The organism is Actinomadura sp. WMMA1423, from assembly GCF_006547145.1.
GTDB lineage: Bacteria > Actinomycetota > Actinomycetes > Streptosporangiales > Streptosporangiaceae > Spirillospora.
In genome coordinates, this window is sequence record NZ_CP041244.1 from 5,477,670 (window position 1) to 5,494,925 (window position 17,256).

16 protein-coding genes are annotated in these 17,256 nt (G+C 72.8%); 7 read left to right on the forward strand and 9 right to left on the reverse strand.

Features of this window, described 5'->3' with window-relative positions; all coding sequences use genetic code 11:
• Positions 1-60 precede the first annotated feature (60 nt).
• A complete protein-coding gene (locus tag FKD65_RS25450) occupies positions 61-726 on the forward strand; it encodes a TetR/AcrR family transcriptional regulator (protein ID WP_240809592.1) in 666 nt (221 codons plus the stop codon).
• Here the strand turns inward: FKD65_RS25450 and FKD65_RS25455 are convergent.
• Genes FKD65_RS25455 through FKD65_RS25465 form a run of 3 tightly spaced genes read right to left on the reverse strand, consistent with a single transcriptional unit; the run spans position 677 to position 3,536 of the window.
• Positions 677-2,065 carry an alpha/beta hydrolase family protein gene (locus FKD65_RS25455; protein WP_141579869.1) on the reverse strand — a complete coding sequence of 463 codons (1,389 nt, stop codon included), beginning with the start codon at positions 2,063-2,065 and terminating at the stop codon, positions 677-679. The two genes, FKD65_RS25450 and FKD65_RS25455, sit on opposite strands and share 50 nt — an antisense overlap.
• A 35-nt stretch (positions 2,066-2,100) precedes the next feature.
• Positions 2,101-2,658 (reverse strand): carboxymuconolactone decarboxylase family protein, encoded by a 558-nt coding sequence (locus FKD65_RS25460; RefSeq protein ID WP_141579870.1) that lies wholly within the window; start codon positions 2,656-2,658, stop codon positions 2,101-2,103.
• Positions 2,655-3,536: an SDR family NAD(P)-dependent oxidoreductase gene (locus tag FKD65_RS25465; protein WP_141579871.1), complete on the reverse strand. Its 882-nt coding sequence runs from the start codon at positions 3,534-3,536 to the stop codon at positions 2,655-2,657. The genes FKD65_RS25460 and FKD65_RS25465 overlap by 4 nt, the downstream gene beginning before the upstream one ends.
• A gap of 163 nt (positions 3,537-3,699) precedes the next feature.
• On the opposite strand from FKD65_RS25465, the gene FKD65_RS25470 reads away from it, so the two are divergent.
• Positions 3,700-5,124 carry a sigma-70 family RNA polymerase sigma factor gene (locus FKD65_RS25470; protein ID WP_168221189.1) on the forward strand — a complete coding sequence of 475 codons (1,425 nt, stop codon included), beginning with the start codon at positions 3,700-3,702 and terminating at the stop codon, positions 5,122-5,124.
• A 10-nt stretch (positions 5,125-5,134) separates the two neighbouring features.
• On the opposite strand, the gene FKD65_RS25475 is transcribed toward FKD65_RS25470, so the two are convergent.
• The gene (locus FKD65_RS25475) at positions 5,135-6,388 is read right to left on the reverse strand and encodes a CdaR family transcriptional regulator (protein ID WP_141579873.1); all 1,254 of its coding nucleotides are present in this window, start codon (positions 6,386-6,388) and stop codon (positions 5,135-5,137) included.
• A gap of 122 nt (positions 6,389-6,510) precedes the next feature.
• On the opposite strand from FKD65_RS25475, the gene nth reads away from it, so the two are divergent.
• The 3 genes from nth (at position 6,511) to FKD65_RS25490 (ending at position 9,376) form a co-directional block, all read left to right on the forward strand.
• Positions 6,511-7,251, forward strand: a complete 741-nt coding sequence (gene nth, locus FKD65_RS25480; protein ID WP_141579874.1) for an endonuclease III — start codon at positions 6,511-6,513, stop codon at positions 7,249-7,251.
• A gap of 157 nt (positions 7,252-7,408) precedes the next feature.
• Positions 7,409-7,990: a CoA pyrophosphatase gene (locus FKD65_RS25485; protein ID WP_141587061.1), complete on the forward strand. Its 582-nt coding sequence runs from the start codon at positions 7,409-7,411 to the stop codon at positions 7,988-7,990.
• A 189-nt stretch (positions 7,991-8,179) separates the two neighbouring features.
• Positions 8,180-9,376, forward strand: a complete 1,197-nt coding sequence (locus tag FKD65_RS25490) for a MarP family serine protease (RefSeq protein WP_205718254.1) — start codon at positions 8,180-8,182, stop codon at positions 9,374-9,376.
• Between the two features lie 13 nt (positions 9,377-9,389).
• On the opposite strand, the gene FKD65_RS25495 is transcribed toward FKD65_RS25490, so the two are convergent.
• The 5 genes from FKD65_RS25495 to acs form a co-directional block, all read right to left on the reverse strand.
• Positions 9,390-9,860: a DUF309 domain-containing protein gene (locus FKD65_RS25495; protein ID WP_141579875.1), complete on the reverse strand. Its 471-nt coding sequence runs from the start codon at positions 9,858-9,860 to the stop codon at positions 9,390-9,392.
• A 19-nt stretch (positions 9,861-9,879) separates the two neighbouring features.
• Entirely contained in the window at positions 9,880-10,803 is a 924-nt protein-coding gene (locus FKD65_RS25500) for an alpha/beta fold hydrolase (RefSeq protein WP_141579876.1), read from the reverse strand.
• An 8-nt stretch (positions 10,804-10,811) separates the two neighbouring features.
• Positions 10,812-11,243, reverse strand: coding sequence for a phage holin family protein (locus FKD65_RS25505; RefSeq protein ID WP_141579877.1), 432 nt, complete (start codon positions 11,241-11,243; stop codon positions 10,812-10,814).
• A gap of 8 nt (positions 11,244-11,251) precedes the next feature.
• Positions 11,252-12,475: a Na+/H+ antiporter NhaA gene (gene nhaA, locus FKD65_RS25510; protein ID WP_141579878.1), complete on the reverse strand. Its 1,224-nt coding sequence runs from the start codon at positions 12,473-12,475 to the stop codon at positions 11,252-11,254.
• A gap of 238 nt (positions 12,476-12,713) precedes the next feature.
• Positions 12,714-14,681, reverse strand: coding sequence for an acetate--CoA ligase (gene acs, locus FKD65_RS25515; protein WP_141587063.1), 1,968 nt, complete (start codon positions 14,679-14,681; stop codon positions 12,714-12,716).
• A 247-nt stretch (positions 14,682-14,928) separates the two neighbouring features.
• Between acs and FKD65_RS25520 the strand changes: the two genes are divergently transcribed.
• Both FKD65_RS25520 and FKD65_RS25525 read left to right on the forward strand, forming a co-directional pair.
• Complete coding sequence (locus tag FKD65_RS25520) at positions 14,929-15,720, forward strand: Fic family protein (protein ID WP_141579879.1); 792 nt, start codon at positions 14,929-14,931, stop codon at positions 15,718-15,720.
• Between the two features lie 31 nt (positions 15,721-15,751).
• Positions 15,752-16,423: a pentapeptide repeat-containing protein gene (locus tag FKD65_RS25525; protein ID WP_141579880.1), complete on the forward strand. Its 672-nt coding sequence runs from the start codon at positions 15,752-15,754 to the stop codon at positions 16,421-16,423.
• Positions 16,424-17,256 lie beyond the last annotated feature (833 nt).

Consider the following 17,256-nt stretch of genomic DNA (forward strand, 5'->3'; position numbering starts at 1 on the left):
TCTCATCACCTGTTATGCGACAGCTCGGGCAGGGTAGCGGCCGTGCCTTAACCTGAGTCGATGCAGCCGTCCGAGCCCGGGTCCACCCCGCGCCGCCTGCCCAGGGGGCGCCACGCGCTTTCGCGCTCGGAGGTCGAGCGCCTGCACCGCGACCGGCTGTGCGGGGCCATGGCGGCGGCGATGGCGGAGAAGGGGTTCGTCGGGACGTCGGTCGAGGACGTCCTGAAGCGGGCGAGGGTGTCCCGGCAGAGCTTCTACGCGCTGTTCTCGTCCAAGCTCGACTGCTTCATGGCCGCGTTCGACCATGCGAGCGTACTGCTGCGCCTCCGGCTGCTGGAAGCGGTGGCGCAGGGCGGCGCCGACTCCGGGTCCGCCGACCCCGCCGACCCCGCCGAGCGGTTCGAGTACGTCTTCACGGCCTACTTGGAGGCGCTCGCCTCGGAGCCCGGTTACGCGCGGCTGTTCCTGGTGGAGGTGTACGCGGCCGGCCCGGAGGCCGTCCGGCGGCGGACGGAGGTCCAGCGCGAGCTGGCGGCGGGCGTCGCCGACCTCATGGGCGTGACGGGCGAGTCGGCCCGGTTCGCGTGCCAGATGATCGTGTCGGCGGTGAGCTCGATGGTGACGCCGCCCGTCGCGGCGGGCGACATGGAGGCGCTGCGTGCGGTCGGGCCCCCGGTCATCGAGCACGTGCGGCTCCTGCTGCGCTCGGGGGTCCTTGACGGCTGATCCCCACCAGCGCGGTCGCGGTGCCGCGCGCGTGCGGGAGCGTGAAGGTGAGCCGGCCGGACGGCCCTGCGGCGGTCTTGATGACCTTGTGGGTTCTCCCGCGCGTGACGCCGATGACGACGCGCGTGCCGGGCCGGTAGTACGCGGGGGTGGTGACGGTGGCGGTCCCGGAGGCGCGCAGGGCGAACCCGGCCGAGGAGGCGTCCGAGAGCACGCTGAACTTCTGGGCCTCGGGCCGCTTGAGCGAGATCGTCCAGCCCCACTGCGACCAGGCCGGGTCGACCGACCGGTAGGAGGTCTTCGCTGGCGGGCGCGGCGGCGCGGCGAACGTCCGCATCAGCGGTCCGATGTGCTCCCGCAGGTCGCGGGCCCAGTACGGGAAGGTGTGGGTGCCGAGCACGTGGTCGTCGTAGCGGCTCGGGATCTCCAGCGCGTCCAGGCGCCGGTGGAAGCTGACGGTCGAGACGTGCGTGAGGGCCTCGATGCCGATCGCGACCGGGTCGGGGACGGGCGGGTCGAGCGGCCCCGGGGCGCCGGTCGCGGTGTGGAGCTCCAGCCGCATCCCGCGCAGGTTGGGCGCCAGGGTCGCCGGGTCGTGGCCGCGCCAGTTGATCGCGTTCGCGGTCCGGGAACCGAAGATCGCGTCGGGGCTCACGCCGTCCTCGACGGCCGCGATGTAGGACACGACGCCGGTCGCGCCGACGGAGACGACCGGGTCGTAGGCGATGTCGGGCGCGCCCGAGAAGGACGCGGCGGACACGAACAGGGCGGGATGGCGGGCGGCGTAGCTCATGGCGCCGAACCCGCCCTGCGACAGGCCCGCGACGGCCCTGCCCTCCCGCCGGGGCACGGTGCGCAGGTTGCGGTCGATCCAGGGGATGAGCTGGTCGACGTGGAAGGTCTCCCACCTGGACGGTCCGAGCCGCGTGCGCGGATCGGCCCAGTCGGTGAACCAGCCGCCGCCGTCGCCGTCGAAGCCCGCGTCCGGCATGACGGTGATCAGCGGGCGTCCGGCGGTCGTCTTCTCGGCGCCGCCGCGGTCGACCCAGTCGGAGGCGCGCCCGGACGTCCCGTGGAACAGGTAGAGGACGGGGTAGCGGGCGCCCGGGCGCCGGTCGTAGCCGGTCGGCAGCAGGACGCGGACGTCCACGGCCCGGCCCAGCGCGGCCGTGCTGACGCGCAGCGCGTACTGGCGGTCGTCGACGCGCCGCACGCCCACGACGTGGATGCCGTCGGAGTCGGTGAACCCGGCCGTCCGTCCGGAGGCGCGGGCGGGCGCGGCGAGTCCGGCGGAGGTCGCGGCCAGGGCCAGTGTGACCGAGAGGGCTCGGATGCGCATGGGGGCCTCCTGGACGTTCCGGTCGGACGTTCCGGTCAGCGGCCCCCGGCGGGGCGGCGGGGCCGGTCGGGCTGGACGCGCAGCGCCGTGATCACGGTCGCGAGCATCTCGTAGTGGGCCGCGAGCATGGTCAGCTCCACGCACTCGCCCTCGGTGAGGTGGGCCCGCAGCCGCGTCCAGGTCTCGTCGTCCAGGTCCCGCTCGGCGTGGAGGCGGTCGGCGGCGGCGAGGACGGCCCGCTCGCGGGGCGTCCAGCCGTCGGCGTCCGGGCCCGCCCTGACGCGTTCCACGTCCGGCTCGCGCACGCCCGCGCGGCGCGCGAGCCGGACGTGGTGGTCGAACTCGTAGCGGCAGTCGCGCAGGTGGGCGACGCGCAGGATCACGAGTTCGGTGTCCCGGCGCGGCAGCGTGCCGCCGGGCATGAGCCGTCCGGCGAACCACAGCCAGCCGCGGAACAGCCCGCGGCGCCGCGCCAGGGTCAGGAACAGGTTCGGCGGCCCGGTCCCGGCGGCCCGGCCCGCGACGCGGCAGGCGAGCCAGTTGACCACCCCCACCTCGCGGAGGCCGCCGGGAGCGGCCCGGGGCGCCGTCACGGGCCGGGCTCCGGTTGCGGCGTGGTCAGCTCGACCCGCTCCCTCCTCGCGACCTCCAGGATCTCGCGGAGCCCGCGCTGCACGGCGCGGTCGGCGACCGGCTGGACGGCCATCCGCACCGGCAGGACGCCGGCGACCCACCAGGGCGCGACGATCCGCTTGGACCGGCGGGCGATCCCGCGCTCCAGCGCGTCGATCCCCACCTCCAGCGGCGCGACGCCGGAGACCATGTTGCCCCGGGGCGCCGCCGCCATCAGGGCGGACGCGGCCTCGGTGCCGAACCCGCGCCGGGTCATGTCGGTGTCGAGTTCGGCGAAATACGCGACACCGGCCTTGCCGCCCCAAGGACGCATTTCGGCCCGCAATGTGTTGCCCAGCGCCTCCACGGCGGCCTTGGACGCGCTGTAGGCGCCCAGCAGGGGCGCGTTGACGGCCGCGGCCAGGGACGACACGGCCAGTGCATAGCCGCGCTCATGGCTGACGTGGGGCCCGGCCGTACGAAGCGTGTTGTAGACGCCCAGCACGTTCACCCGCAGGCTCTGCTCCATGACGGACGGGTCTCCGCCTACGACCGGCATCTGCGCGGCCACGCCCGCGTTGGCGACGACCACGTCCAGGCCGCCCAGTTCCCGGACGGCGCCGTTCACGGCTTCCTCGACCTTTCCGCGGTCGGTCACGTCGCACGTCCACCAGGGTGCCTCCCCGCACTCGGCGGCGACGGCGGAGAGCAGCTCGGGCTCCAGGCCTGCGAGCGCCACGCGCGCGCCGCGCTCGTGCAGGCGGGCGGCGAGCGCGGCGCCGATGCCCCGCGCGGCCCCGGTGATCAGCACGCGCCGTCCGGCGAGGGTCGCCGTCCACCGCGAGGAGTCGAGGATCATGCGGTGACCCTAACACTGAGGAACAGGCACGTCTTTTTAAGATTAGCAACAAATCCCCGTAATACCGGCGAAAGGTAGATGTCTGTACATGTGGTGATCAAGCGACCTCTGAAGGTTGTGGTGAGATGCGGGCCTTAGATTGGATGGCGCGGTGGTAGCGGGCGTGGGAACGCGGCCGGACGCCGACCTCCTGGCGGCCGCCGGGGAGGGTGACGACGAGGCGTCGGACGAGCTGTTCCGGCGGCACCACACGGCGGTCCTGCGGTACGCGCGCGGGCTGGTCCGCGACCAGCACCTCGCGGAGGACCTGACCAGCGAGGCGTTCACCCGCACGTTCGCGGCGATGCGCGAGGGCGGCGGGCCCAGGGAGGCCTGCCGGCCCTACCTGTACACGGTCGTCCGGAACACGGCCACCGACTGGGCGCGCGGCGCCCGCCGCACCGTCGTGACCGACGAGGTCGCCGAGTGGGCGTCGGCCCCCGAGGACGAGCCGCCCGACCTCGACGAGCTGGACGCCCTGGTCCGCGCCTTCCGGTCGCTGCCGGAACGGTGGCAGACCGTCCTCTGGTACACGGTCATCGAGGACGAGCCCGTCGGGCAGGTCGCGGACCTGCTCGGCATGGAGAAGGGCGCGGTCTCCCAGCTCGCCTTCCGCGCGCGCGAAGGGCTCCGGCAGGCGTTCCTCGCCGCCAGTGCCGGGGGACGGCCCGGATGCGCGGAGTTCACCGCCCAGCTCGCCGCGAGCCTGCGCCGTCCGGGCCGCCGCCGCGGGCGCGCGCTCAGGCGGCACCTGGAGTCCTGCGAGGAGTGCAGGCGGGCGTCCAGGGAGATGGCCGACCTCAACGGGCGATTGAGGCGCGCCCTGCCGGTCGGCGTGGTCCTGCTCGGCGCGCCCTCGGCGCCGCTCGGCCCGCTCGGGGCCCTGGCCCCGGCGGCGTCCCTGCCCGGATGGACGCTTCCGGCCGCGGTGGCGGGCGGCGTCGCCACGGGCAGCGCGATCATCCTGTTCACGACGGTCGGAGGCGGCCCGGGCGAGGGCCCGCGGACCGCCCCGCCTCCCGCGGCGCCCGTTCCGGCGAGCTCGGCCCCGGCTCGCGCCGCACAGCCCGACTACGCCACCGGAGAGCGGTCCGCCGGAGGCGAGCGGGGCCGGAGGGGAGGCGGCACCGACTCGGCGTCCGGGCCCTTCCGCGTGCGGAACACGACCCTGCGCTCGTGCCTGGCGCCCAGCGGCACGTCGGTGGTGCAGCGCCCCTGCTCCGACCCGGCCACTGGATGGAAGCGCAGGAACACCGCCGGTGGCTTCACCCTGACGAGCAGCTCCACCGGGGGATGCATGGCGCGCGGTGCGGCCGCCGCGGGCGTCCCCTGGGAGGGCGGCAGCGAGTACTCGGTGGTCATGGTCTCCTGCGGCGGCTCCCACCAGGTCTGGAAGCTGGTCCGGTTCGCGCCCTCGGTGTACCGCCTCGCCAACGGAGACGACTACTACCTCCAGGCGAGCTGGTCGGGCCTGAGACCGGTGACACTGAAGCCGTCCTCCTACGCGGGCATGGCGGCCCAGGGATGGGCCGTCGAGGCCGCCGGCTGATCCCATCGGGTCACCCGTAGCCGAGGTCGTCGCGCGCGGCTGCCTGCTCGGCGTTGAGGGCCAGCCACGCGCGCAGGGCCATGTGGAGCTCCAGCCGGTCCGGCGCCGCGTGCAGCACGTCGCCGAACAGCTCGTCGAGCTGCCGCAACCGGTACCGGACGGTCTGCGGATGCAGGTGCAGGCGGCCGGCCACCTCCGTGGCGTTGAAACCCTGCTCAAGGCAGGCCAGCAGCGTCTCGGCGAGCCGGTAGCGCTGTGCCGGGCGCGCCCGCAGCAGCGGCGCGAGCCGGCGGGCGATCACCTTCTCCACCAGCGCCCGCTCCCGCATCATCACCAGGAGCGGCATGTGCCGATCCGCAGGGATCGGCGCGCGGCCGCCGATCAGGCCCCGGCCCGCCAGCTCCAGCGTCTCGCGCGCCAGCCGCAGGGACGTGCCGATCTCGCCGGTCCCGACCGCCGGGCCGATGGCGGCGGTCCAGCCGCGCAGCTGCCGCTCCAGCATCCGCGCGCGTCCGGGGCCCTCCGGGTCGGGGACGACCAGGCAGGGGTCGCCCAGATGCAGGCCCGCCAGGACGTCCGGGGGCAGCACCGGATGCCGGGCGTCCGGACCGAGCTCGCGGAGGGCGACGACCGCGAGCGTGCGGGGCAGCGGCCACTCCGCCTCGCGGGCGGCCTCCTTCAGCTCCGCGCGGGAGGCGCCGTTCAGCAGCAGGTCGAGCATGTGCCGACGGTGGTCCTGGCGGACGCCCGCGGACCGGGCGGCGGCGTCCGCGTGGCCCTCGGCGACGATCGCCGCCACCTGGTTCACGTAGTCGAGCGCCGCGTTGGCGATGGCCGCGATGACCGCCGGGCCCATCCGGTGGCCCGCCCGCTCGGCGCGCTCGGCGAGCCGCTCGACGGCCAGCCCCGTCCCGATCCGGGTCGCGGCCTGCCAGGAGTCCAGCGTCCGCCCCTCGCCGGCCTCACCGGCCCCGATCCGCCGCCAGAACACCGCTACGTCAGCCGACGGGGCGGCGGGGTCGGCCATCAGCTCCAGGAAGTGCCCGATGGCGCGCTCCGTGCCGAGCCGGACCGCCTTGGCGTAGCGGGGGTCGTTCGGCCGGACGAACTCCGGCAGCCGCCGCTCGATCCGGCCCACCGCCTCCGCGGCGATGCCGGGGACGAGCTCGCGAAGGTCATCGGCGATCCGGGCGGCGCCCGCGACCGGCAGGTCGAGCTCGATCCGGCGCAGCGGAAGGCGGACCACCTGGCTGAGGTCGGACATGAGATCTCCTTCGGGGGACGTCGTGCCCTCGGGTAGACGGAGCGCCCCCGCCCCGATTACGGGGTTCGGCGCGACTTTCCCGTTCGGCTGGAACGAGGCCGGGAGCCTCTAGGCTGGCCCGTATGGCGACGGAGGCTTCCCCGAAGGCGCGGGCTCGCAAGTGGAAGGACGAGACGCGGCTGGGGCTGGTGCGCCGGGCGCGCCGGATGAACCGGATCCTGGCCGAGACCTACCCGGACGCGCACTGCGAGCTGAACTTCGGCACCCCGTTCCAGCTCCTGGTCGCGACCGTGCTGTCCGCGCAGACCACCGACATGCGGGTGAACCTCACCACCCCGGCGTTGTTCGCCAAGTACCCCACCCCGGAGGACCTGGCCGCCGCCGACCCCGAGGACGTCGAGGCGATCCTGAAGCCCACCGGGTTCTTCCGCGCCAAGACCAAGTCGGTCATGGGGCTGTCGGCCGCGCTGCGCGACCAGTTCGGGGGCGAGGTCCCCGGGCGCCTCGAAGACCTCGTCAAGCTGCCCGGCGTCGGGCGCAAGACGGCCAACGTCGTCCTCGGGAACGCGTTCGACGTCCCCGGGATCACCGTCGACACCCACTTCGGCCGCCTGGCCCGCCGCTTCGGCTGGACGACCGAGGACGACCCCGTGAAGGTCGAAGAGGAGATCGGCGCCATCATCCCGCGCAAGGACTGGACCATGCTGTCGCACCGGCTGATCTGGCACGGCCGCCGGATCTGCCACGCGCGCCGTCCCGCCTGCGGGGCGTGCCCGCTGGCGCGGCTGTGCCCGTCCTACGGCGAGGGGCCGGTCGACGAGGAGACGGCGCGCAAGCTCGTCAAGCCCGGCCCGTTCTCGTGATCGTGCGCGTTCTCGCGGGGGCGCCCGTTCTCGGGGCCGCGCCGGGAAGGAACGCGGGCGCCGCGGGGTTGGGACGGTCGTGACCGACCCCGCCCCCAGCCGTCCCGCCTGGCTCGACCGCTTCTGCTCCGAGGCGCCGAAGCTGGCCGTCCCGCCCATGTTCCGGCCCGTCGGCGCCGCCCGCGCCGCCGCCGTGCTGATCCTGTTCGGCGAGGGGCCGGGCGGCCCGGACGTCCTGCTCACCGAGCGCGCCGCCACCCTCAACAAGCACGCGGGGCAGCCCGCCTTCCCCGGCGGCCGCATCGACCCCGAGGACGACGGCCCGGTCGCGGCGGCGCTGCGGGAGGCGTGGGAGGAGACCGGCGTCGAGCCGTCCGGCGTGGACGTGCTCTGCACCCTGCCGGAGCTGTACCTGGCGCACAGCGAGCACCGGGTCACGCCCGTCGCCGGCTGGTGGCGCGAGCCGTCGGAGGTCGCGCCCGGCCACCCGGGGGAGGTCGCGATGGTCGCGCGGGTCCCGATCAGCGAGCTGGTCGACCCGGAGAACCGGGTGATGGTCAGGCACCCCTCCGGCATCAGGGTCGGCCCGGCGTTCCACGTCCGCGACATGCTCGTGTGGGGGTTCACGGCCGCGCTGCTGACCCAGGTGCTGGACGCGGGCGGCTGGAACAGGCCGTGGGACACCTCGCGCGTCGAGGACCTCCCACAGGAAGTCGTGAACCTCGACGCGCGAGAGTGAACGCCCTCGTCGTTTCCCACGAAATCGCCCCGGCCCCCCGGCGCGGGCCCGGCCGCAGGTCAGCCGCCCGTTCGCGGTGCGTACGGGCAGGGTGACGCCTCCGGATCACCCCTGACGGCTATCCGGTTCGACCCAAACTGGTCCAGCGAGGGGACGTGAAGCAGCGGCGCGGCCCTATACGGTGAAGCGGTGCTGGACGACCACGTTCTCGATGTGATCCTGCTCGTGCTCGTCGTGCTGTTCGGAGTCTCGGGCTACCGGCAGGGCTTCATCGTGAGCCTGCTGAGCTTCGTCGGCTTCGTCGGCGGCGGGGTCATCGGGGTCCTGATCGCGCCGCCGATCGCCGAGGCCGCCGTGGACGGCGCCGCGCAGCAGGCGCTGCTCGCCATCGTGGTCGCGTTCCTGTCCGCCACGCTCGGGCAGCTCGTCGCCTCGTCCGTCGGCGCCGTCCTGCGCAACCGGGTGACCGGGATGAACGCCCGCACCGCCGACGCGGTCGGCGGCACCTTCGTCAGCGCGCTGTCGCTGCTGATCGTCGCCTGGTTCTTCGGCAGCCTCGTCGCCAACTCCGAGTTCAAGCCCGTCCGGACGCAGGTCAAGGGCTCCTCGATCATCAACGGCATCAACGACGTGATGCCCCCGCAGGCGCAGACGTGGTTCACCTCGTTCCAGGGGTTCGTGAAGAGCAGCGAGTTCCCGCAGGTCTTCAACGGACTCGGCGGCGAGTCGGTGGTGCAGGTGCCGCCGCCGGACGAGTCCGTCCTGAACACCAAGGGCCTGAAGGCCTCCAAGAACAGCATCGTGAAGGTGGTCAGCACGGCGCCGCAGTGCCAGCGCCGCATCGAGGGCACCGGCTTCGTGTTCGCGCCCCAGCACATCATGACCAACGCGCACGTCGTCGCCGGCGCGCGCGGCTCCTCGGTGGTGGCGACGATCAACGGCGACACCAACCGGGGGCGGGTCGTGCTGTACGACCCGAAGCGCGACGTCGCCGTCCTGTACGTGCCGGGACTGCGGGCGCCGGTGCTGGAGTTCGCCAAGGAGGCCCGCGTCCGGGACGACGCGATCATCGCCGGGTTCCCGAAGAACCAGCCGTTCACGCCCGGTGCGGCCCGGATCCGCGCCCGGCAGACGGCGCGCGGGCCCGACATCTACCACTCCGGCCAGGTCAGCCGCGAGATCTACGCCATCCGCGGCAAGGTCGAGCCGGGCAACTCCGGCGGGCCGCTGCTGTCCACCGACGGCCGCGTCTACGGCGTCATCTTCGCCGCGGCGCTGGACACGCCGTCCACCGGGTACGCGCTCACCGCGGCGGAGGTCGCGCCCGACGCGCGCACCGGCGCCACCGCCACCAAGCCGGTGTCGACGCAGAGCTGCTCCGACTGACCGGGCCGCTCTCCTAGCTCGGCCGCTCTGCCCGGGTGGTCGTCAGGCGGAGGGCGATGGGGCCGTCCTGGGGTTGCTTGACCAGATCCCGTACCCGCTCGACGATCCCTCGGACGTCGATGCCGTACGGAGGGGCGTCCTGGTACGGGACTATCCGGTCGGCGGCGCGGCTGAGGAGGGCTTCAGCGCCGCGTGCGTTGCCGCGGCGGAGGTGGGTTATCCCTACGGCTACCTGGGCGAGGCCTCGCCACAGCTCCCGTTCGGGCTCCGGGGCCGCCTTCCACACCGCTTCCAGTACCTCATGGGCGTGGAACGGGCGGTCGGCGTCCAGCAGGCGCTGCGCCTCGGCCAGGGCTTCCGCCGGGGGCATGTCGATGTCGTCCGGCATCGTGGGTATGCCGGTCGCGCCGTGCGGCAGTGGACGTCCGTAGGCGTCGCGTGGGCGTGCGTTGCGTGGGCGTCCCGACTCGTCCCGATCGCGCATCCCTCTACGGTACGCGGGCTCAGCGATCCGGCCCCGGGTCGGTCAGCCAGTCGAGGAGTTGCGCGTCGAACGCCTCTGGACGTTCCTGGTGGGGGAAGTGCCCCGCGTCCTCTAGGAGCGCCCAGCGGTACGGGGCCTGCACGTAGCGTCCGGAGCCCTGCGCGCTGGCCGGGAGGGTGCACGTGTCGAGCGCGCCGTGCAGTTGGAGCGTGGGGGCGTGGATGGAGGCGCGCATACGGTGCGCGTAACGAATGCCGTCTGGGCGGGCCTGCGAGCGGAAGAGCCAACGGTGGTACTCCAGCGCGCTATGGGCGACCCCGGGGATCTGCACTGCCCGGCGCACGAGCCGCTCAGTGCGTTCGTCCGGCCACCCCGGCCCCGACCAGTCGTGCAGGAGCTTCCCGACCAGCGCCGCGTCGTCGCGCACCAGGCGCCGTTCGGGCCACAGCGGCACCTGGAAGCCGAACGTGTGGCGCGCTGCCCAGCCCTGCCCGCGCGGGTCGCCGGCGACGGCCTGCCGCAGCCGCAGCGGATGCGGCGCGCTCACCACCGCCAGCCGCTGGACGATCTTCGGGTGGTAGACGGCCATCGTCCAGGCGAGCAGCCCGCCCCAGTCGTGCCCGACGACGGTCGCGTTCGCCTCGCCCAGCGCGCGGACGAGCCCCGCGGCGTCCCCGGCCAGCGTGACCAGGTCGTACCCGCGCGGCGGCTTGTCGCTGCCGCCGTAGCCGCGCAGGTCGACGGCCGCGGTCCGGTAGCCGGCGGCCGGCAGCGAGACGAGCTGGTGGTGCCACGACCACCAGAACTCGGGGAACCCGTGCAGCAGCAGGACGAGCGGCCCCTCGCCGGCCTCGGCGACGTGGAAGCGCGTCCCGCCGGCGCTGACCTGCCGGTGCGTCCACGGCCCGTCGACCTCGATCAGGGACGCGTCGTGCCCGGACACGGCGCCGGTCAGACCGTCAGCTCGGGATCACCGGAGCCGCCCCGGTGCCGCAGCGCCTTGTAGTCCTCCCTGAGCGTCCTGCGGGTCCGCTGAGCCTTCTCGATCTTGCGGACGCGGAGGTATCCGATGCCGATCAGGATCAGGGCGAGGACCAGGTAGACGCCTGCCACGATGAGGAACGCTGCCCAGCGCCAGAAGCCCATGGCCACCAACCCGTAGGCGAACGCGATCGACAGCAGGATGACGATCAACCCGCCGATCAGCCCGGCGATCGTGAACATGACGCTGCCGACCGCGGCCTTCTTGGCGTCGGCCTTCAGCTCCAGCTTGGCCAGGTCCATCTCGGCCCTGATCAGGTCGGAGACGCTGCTCGATGCCAGCGCGACCAGCTCGCCGAGGGACTTGTCCTCGACGCGCTCGCCCGGTAGTGCCTCGGACATTTTGCTCCTTAGTCCGGACGCGCGCGCACGCGCACCCTTCGGCGGAAGACGACGGCCGCGGCCGCCGAGGCGAGAACGCTCGCGATCAGGACCGCAGTCGTCACTCTCTCGAATTGTGACGGGTCGGTATAGGCCAAACCGCCGATCAGCAGCGAAACGGTGAAACCCACCCCGGCCAGGAGCGCGACCCCCGCGATCTCATGCCAGTGCAGATCCTCCCCGAGCGTCGCAAGGCCGAGCCGCACGGCCGCCCACGCCCCGCCGAAGACGCCAATGAACTTACCGACCACGAGTCCGGCGATCACGCCGAGGGCCACCCGGTCGGTGAACACCGCGCCGAGCTGCGCCGCGCCGAGCCCGACGCCGGCCGACACGAAGGCGAACACCGGGACCGCCACCCCCGCGGAGAACGGCCGCAGCGCGTGGTCGGCGCGCTCGGCGTTCGTGGGCCGCCCGTCCGGTGTCTCCTTGGAACTGGTGAGCATCCCCAGCGCGACGCCCGCGACCGTCGCGTGGATCCCGCTCCGCTGGAGGCAGTACCAGGCCACCACGGCCAGAGGCACGTACACCAATGGCGAACGGACGCCCCGGTGCTGGAGCAGCCCGTACACACCGATCAGCGCCACGCTGAGGACCAGCGGCGTCCAGTGCAGGGACTGCGTGTAGAAGAGCGCGATGATGGTGATGGCGATCAGGTCGTCCACCACCGCCAGGGTCAGCAGGAACGCGCGCAGCGGCGCGGGGCACGAGGTGAACGTCACGGCGAGCACCGCGAGGGCGAACGCGATGTCCGTGGCCGTCGGAACGGCCCACCCGTTGAACGCGCCCGGCTCGCCCGCGCTCACCGCCAGGAAGACCAGCGCGGGGACCACCACCCCGGCCGCCGCGGCGATCATCGGCAGCGCCGCGTCCCGCGGATTGCGCAGCTCGCCGTGGGTCAGCTCCTCGCGCAGCTCCAGCCCGGCGATGAAGAAGAAGACCGCCAGCAGCCCGCTCGACGCCCAGTGCTGGACGTCCATGTGACCGATGTGCAGCCAGTGCGGGCTGATCTCGAACGTCTGGAGGCTCTTGTAGGCGTCGTCCCACGGAGTGTTGGCCCACACCAGCGCGGCGATCGCCGCGAGCAGCATCACCACGCCGCCGATCGTCTCGGTGCGCAGCGCACTGGCGACCTGGGTGCTGTAGCGGACTGTCGGGCGGAACGGCCACGTTGCGGCAACGCGGCGCTTCATGGGAGGGCGCGCCATAAGGAAACCCCTGGGGATTGTTGCGGGCGGTCTGGACAAGGCCACGGCCCGCGTAATCGCTACGGGACGTCCCCTGCCGACCAGACTTCCCGGCGCACCTGCGAATACTTTACCCGGCCCGCTCGATGCGCCGGCCGGCCGACCCCTGCCTCGGACACGACGGCGGCCCGCGCCCGGCTGGTGTGCCGGGCGCGGGCCGCAGCGTGCGCAGGGTGCGGCGGGGTCAGTCGTCCGACTTGGCGCTGGGCAGCTTCTCGGAGATGAGGTCCATCACCGTGCTGTCCGCGAGTGTCGTCACGTCGCCGATGCTGCGGTTCTCCGCGACGTCCCGCAGCAGCCGGCGCATGATCTTGCCGGAGCGGGTCTTCGGCAGCTCCGGGACGATCATGATCTGCCGGGGCTTGGCGATCGGGCCGAGGGTCTTGGCGACGTGCTCGCGCAGCTCCCGCAGGAAGTCCTCGCCCTCGACGTCGCCGCCGGCGGACGCGCGCGGGATCACGAACGCCACGATGGCCTGCCCGGTGACCGGGTCCGTCGCGCCGACCACCGCCGACTCGGCGACCTTCGGGTGCGAGACCAGCGCCGACTCCACCTCCGTCGTGGAGATGTTGTGCCCGGACACGAGCATCACGTCGTCCACGCGGCCGAGCAGCCACATGTCGCCGTCCGCGTCCTTCTTGGCACCGTCACCGGCGAAGTACAGGCCCTCGAAGCGCGACCAGTACGTCTTGACGTACCGCTCGTCGTCGCCCCAGATCGTTCGGAGCATGCCGGGCCAGGGCTCTCGGACCACCATGAACCCGCCGCCGCCGTCCGGTACCGACTGCCCCTGGTCGTCCACGACGTCCGCGGCGATACCGGGCAGCGGGCGCATCGCGGCGCCGGGCTTGCCCTCCGTGACCCCGGGCAGCGGGCTGATCATGATGGCGCCGGTCTCGGTCTGCCACCAGGTGTCGACCACCGGGGTCCGGTCGGCGCCGATGTTCTTGCGGTACCAGACGTAGGCCTCGGGGTTGATGGGCTCGCCGACCGACCCCAGCACGCGCAGGGACGACAGGTCGTACTGGGCCGGGATGTCGTCGCCCCACTTCATGAACGTGCGGATCGCCGTGGGCGCGGTGTAGAAGATGGACACCTTGTACTTCTGGATGATGTCCCACCAGCGGCCCTTGTTGGGGGTGTCGGGCGTCCCCTCGTAGATGACGCTGGTCGAGCCGTTGGCGAGCGGGCCGTACACGATGTAGGAGTGGCCCGTCACCCAGCCGATGTCGGCCGAGCACCAGTAGACGTCCGTCTCCGGCTTCAGGTCGAACACCGCCCAGTGCGTGTAGGCGCACTGGGTCAGGTAGCCGCCGCTGGTGTGCAGGATGCCCTTCGGCTTACCCGTCGTCCCGGACGTGTACAGGATGTACAGCGGGTGCTCCGAGTCCATGGGCTCGGCGGTGTGCTCGTCGCTCTGCCGCTCCACGACGTCGTGCCACCACAGGTCGCGCTCGTTCTCGGCCACCTGCTCGCCGGTGCGGCGCACCACGAGGACGTGCTCGATCGTCGGCGTCTGCGCGACGGCCTCGTCCACGATCCCCTTCAGGTCGGACGGCTTGCCGCGCCGGAAGCCGCCGTCCGCGGTGATGACGAGCTTCGCCTGCGCGTCGTCGATGCGCGTCCGGAGCGCCTCCGCGGAGAAGCCGCCGAACACCACCGAGTGGGTCGCGCCGATGCGGGCGCACGCCAGCATCGATATCGGCAGCTCGGGGATCATCGGCAGGTAGACCGCGACCCGGTCGCCCTTGCGGACGCCCAGTTCGAGTAGGGCGTTCGCGGCCTTGTTCACCTCGCGCTGGAGGTCGGAGTAGGTGAGGGTACGGGAGTCGCCCGGTTCCCCCTCCCAGTGGAAGGCGACCTTGTCGCCGCGTCCGGCCTCCACGTGCCGGTCGACGCAGTTGTAGGCGACGTTCAGCTCCCCGCCCACGAACCACTTCGCGAACGGCGGGTTGCTCCAGTCCAGAACGTCGTCCCAGCGCTTCGACCAGGCGAGCCGGTCGGCCTGCTCCGCCCAGTAGCCGAGACGGTCCTCGGCGGCCCGCTCGTAGGCGTCGGCCTTGACGTTCGCGGAGGCGGCGAGCTCCGCGGGCGGGGGGAAGCGGCGCGTCTCCTGCAGAAGGTTCGACAGTGTCTCTTGGTTCTGGCTCAACGCGAACTCCTTGCTAGCTGAAGCGGGGGTCGCCCGGTATCCCCACTCCACCAGGTAGGTCCCGGTCCCCACAAGGCCGCGATCCCGGGTGTCGAGGACGAGCGCGACCGGCGCCCACGGCTCCGGATCCCGCTGTGTGATACCCGGCACGACGGCCTTCCCACGTCCGGCCCTGGGGAATCACCTCCGTTCCGTGCCCTGGCGGGCCGTTGCGTGAGCGCTCTGGACGACGGCATAGGGTCGGGCCGTGACCGATGCTCTAGCTGATGTTGCGAACCTTCCCGGCGTCGCCGACGCCGTCGACGAGGCGCGCAGAGCCGTGGACCGGCTGCTCGGCCACCGCGTCCTGCGGCGGCGCAGCGCCGAGGTGTCCACCGAGTCGGCGCTGCGCGGCGCCCGGGCCTCCGCCGTCCTCGACGGCGCCTCGGTCACGCTGGACGAGCTGCGCACCACCGACACCCCGTCCGACCCCGTCGTGCAGGGGGCGCTGCGCGTGTCGGCCGAGCTCGGGACGCTGACCGAGGTCTGGCGCAAGGCCCCGCGGCAGGCGTTGGCCCGCCTGCACGTCCTCGCCGCCGCGGACGCGGTCGACAGCGCCGATCTCGGACGTCCCCGCTCCGGCGACGGTGATGTGAAGGACGTCCTCGGGCTCGGGGAGCCGCCTTCGCCGTCCGAGGCGGCGGCGCGCCTGGACGCCCTCAGCGGGCTGCTGACCGAACCCACCAAGGCGCCGGCGATGGTGGTCTCGTCGGTCGTGCACGGCGAGCTCCTGGCCCTGCGCCCGTTCGGCTGGGGGGACGGCGTCGTCGCCCGCGGCGCCCAGCGGCTCACCCTCGTCGCCCGTGGGCTCGACCCCAAGTCCCTGGTCGCGCCCGAGGTCGGCCACCTCGAACTGGCCGACGAGTACGCCGAGGCCCTTCGCGCCTACACGTCCGGCACGGCGGAGGGCGTGGCGCGGTGGATCGTCCACTGCTCCTCGGCCATCGCCGCGGCCGCGCGCGACTCGCAGGCCATCTGCGAAGCGTTCATGCGCGGCTGAGACTGTCACCCGGTGGGTCCATGCTGGTCACATGGCCGATCGCATGTACGGACGCCCTGCGGTGCCGACGAAGACCACGATCTCGTCGGCGAACTGGGATTCGCGTGATCTGAGCGGTGAGCGGCACGACGGCGTCCTGTTCGTGGACGTCGACATGACCGAGGCCGAGGGCACCGGCGCCGTCTTCACCGGCTGCACGTTCCGGGGTGTGCGCTTCAACGCGTCCGGCCACCGGGACGGGGCGTTCCTGAACTGCACGTTCGTCCGATGCGGCTTCTTCGACGCGACCTTCGCGGGGTGCAAGCTCGTGGGGAGCGTGTTCGACGGCTGCACCTACGACCTGATGAAGGTCGAGGGCGGCGACTGGTCGTTCACCGGGCTGCCGGGCGCCGACCTGCGGCGGGCGTCGTTCACGGACGTGCGCATGCGCGAAGCCGACCTCACCGGCGCCCGCTGCGCCGGGGCGGTACTGCGCGGGGTCGACCTGTCGGGGGCGGCGCTCCACAAGGCCGACCTGTCCCACTGCGACCTGCGCGGCAGCGATCTGTCGTCGCTAGACCCGCTCACCGTCGAACTGCGGGGCGCGGTGATCGACCCGTACCAGGCGGTCGTCCTCGCGACGGCGCTGGGATTGGACGTCCGCGAGTGGGGCGAGGCGCGCGGCGCAAGCGAACGGCGCCCCGTACTGGAGCGCCGCCACTAAGCACGTCACACCGGGTTACCAAGCGTGCACCTTTATCCGTCGGATCGGGTCAAGCCCGTCTCGACGCGCCTCCCGCGGCTGATCGCGCGTGGGTACCCGGCTGCCGTGCCCGGACACTGGGTCCGTATGACCTGTCTACGCCTCATTCGCCCAGTTGACAAGCCCCCATTCGGAAAGCGCGCCGCGGCGGCGGGGACGGCGACGGACGGGACTCCGGTGCTTCCTGAGGCCATGTAGGGATATTCCGGACTTCCGTAACCATCGTCCGGATCGCGAAATTGATCACTCAGGGTAATCGCCGCCATTTGCTCGCCGATCACGCCGGGGCACGGGAAAGATCTTTAGTTCTGCTGTACGCTCCCACTCCCGTCCCGATGCACTTCGTGTGCGCCGGAACGGGGGGCCTTGCCGGGCCCGGGCGGCGCCCTGCGCCGGTCGCCCCGGCGGATCGTCGCCGTCGGGTGCGAAAAATCGCCATGTGCCGGGCGAGTTTGCGCCTCGACGGAACTCTCGACGATCGGGCAGCATATGTTGTATCCGCCTAGACTGGAGTCGGTGAGTTTGCCTCTTCCATAGGGCGGACTTACACGAGGCTTAGCCCGAACTCCCTGAGACTTTTCTGGGAAAGCGGGCCGGCTCTACCCCCCCGGAGCCGGACCGCCGGCGACCCCCGCTCTCCCCCCCGGCGGGGGTCGCCTTGTCGTGAGGCGGCCGGGCGGTGGCCCCCGGGAACCCTCCCCGAGCCACCGCCCGCCCGCCGCCCTTCCCGGCATCACCACCCGCGCGTCTCATCATCTCCGCCACCCGTGCGTCGCCGTCACCGCCTGCCTGCG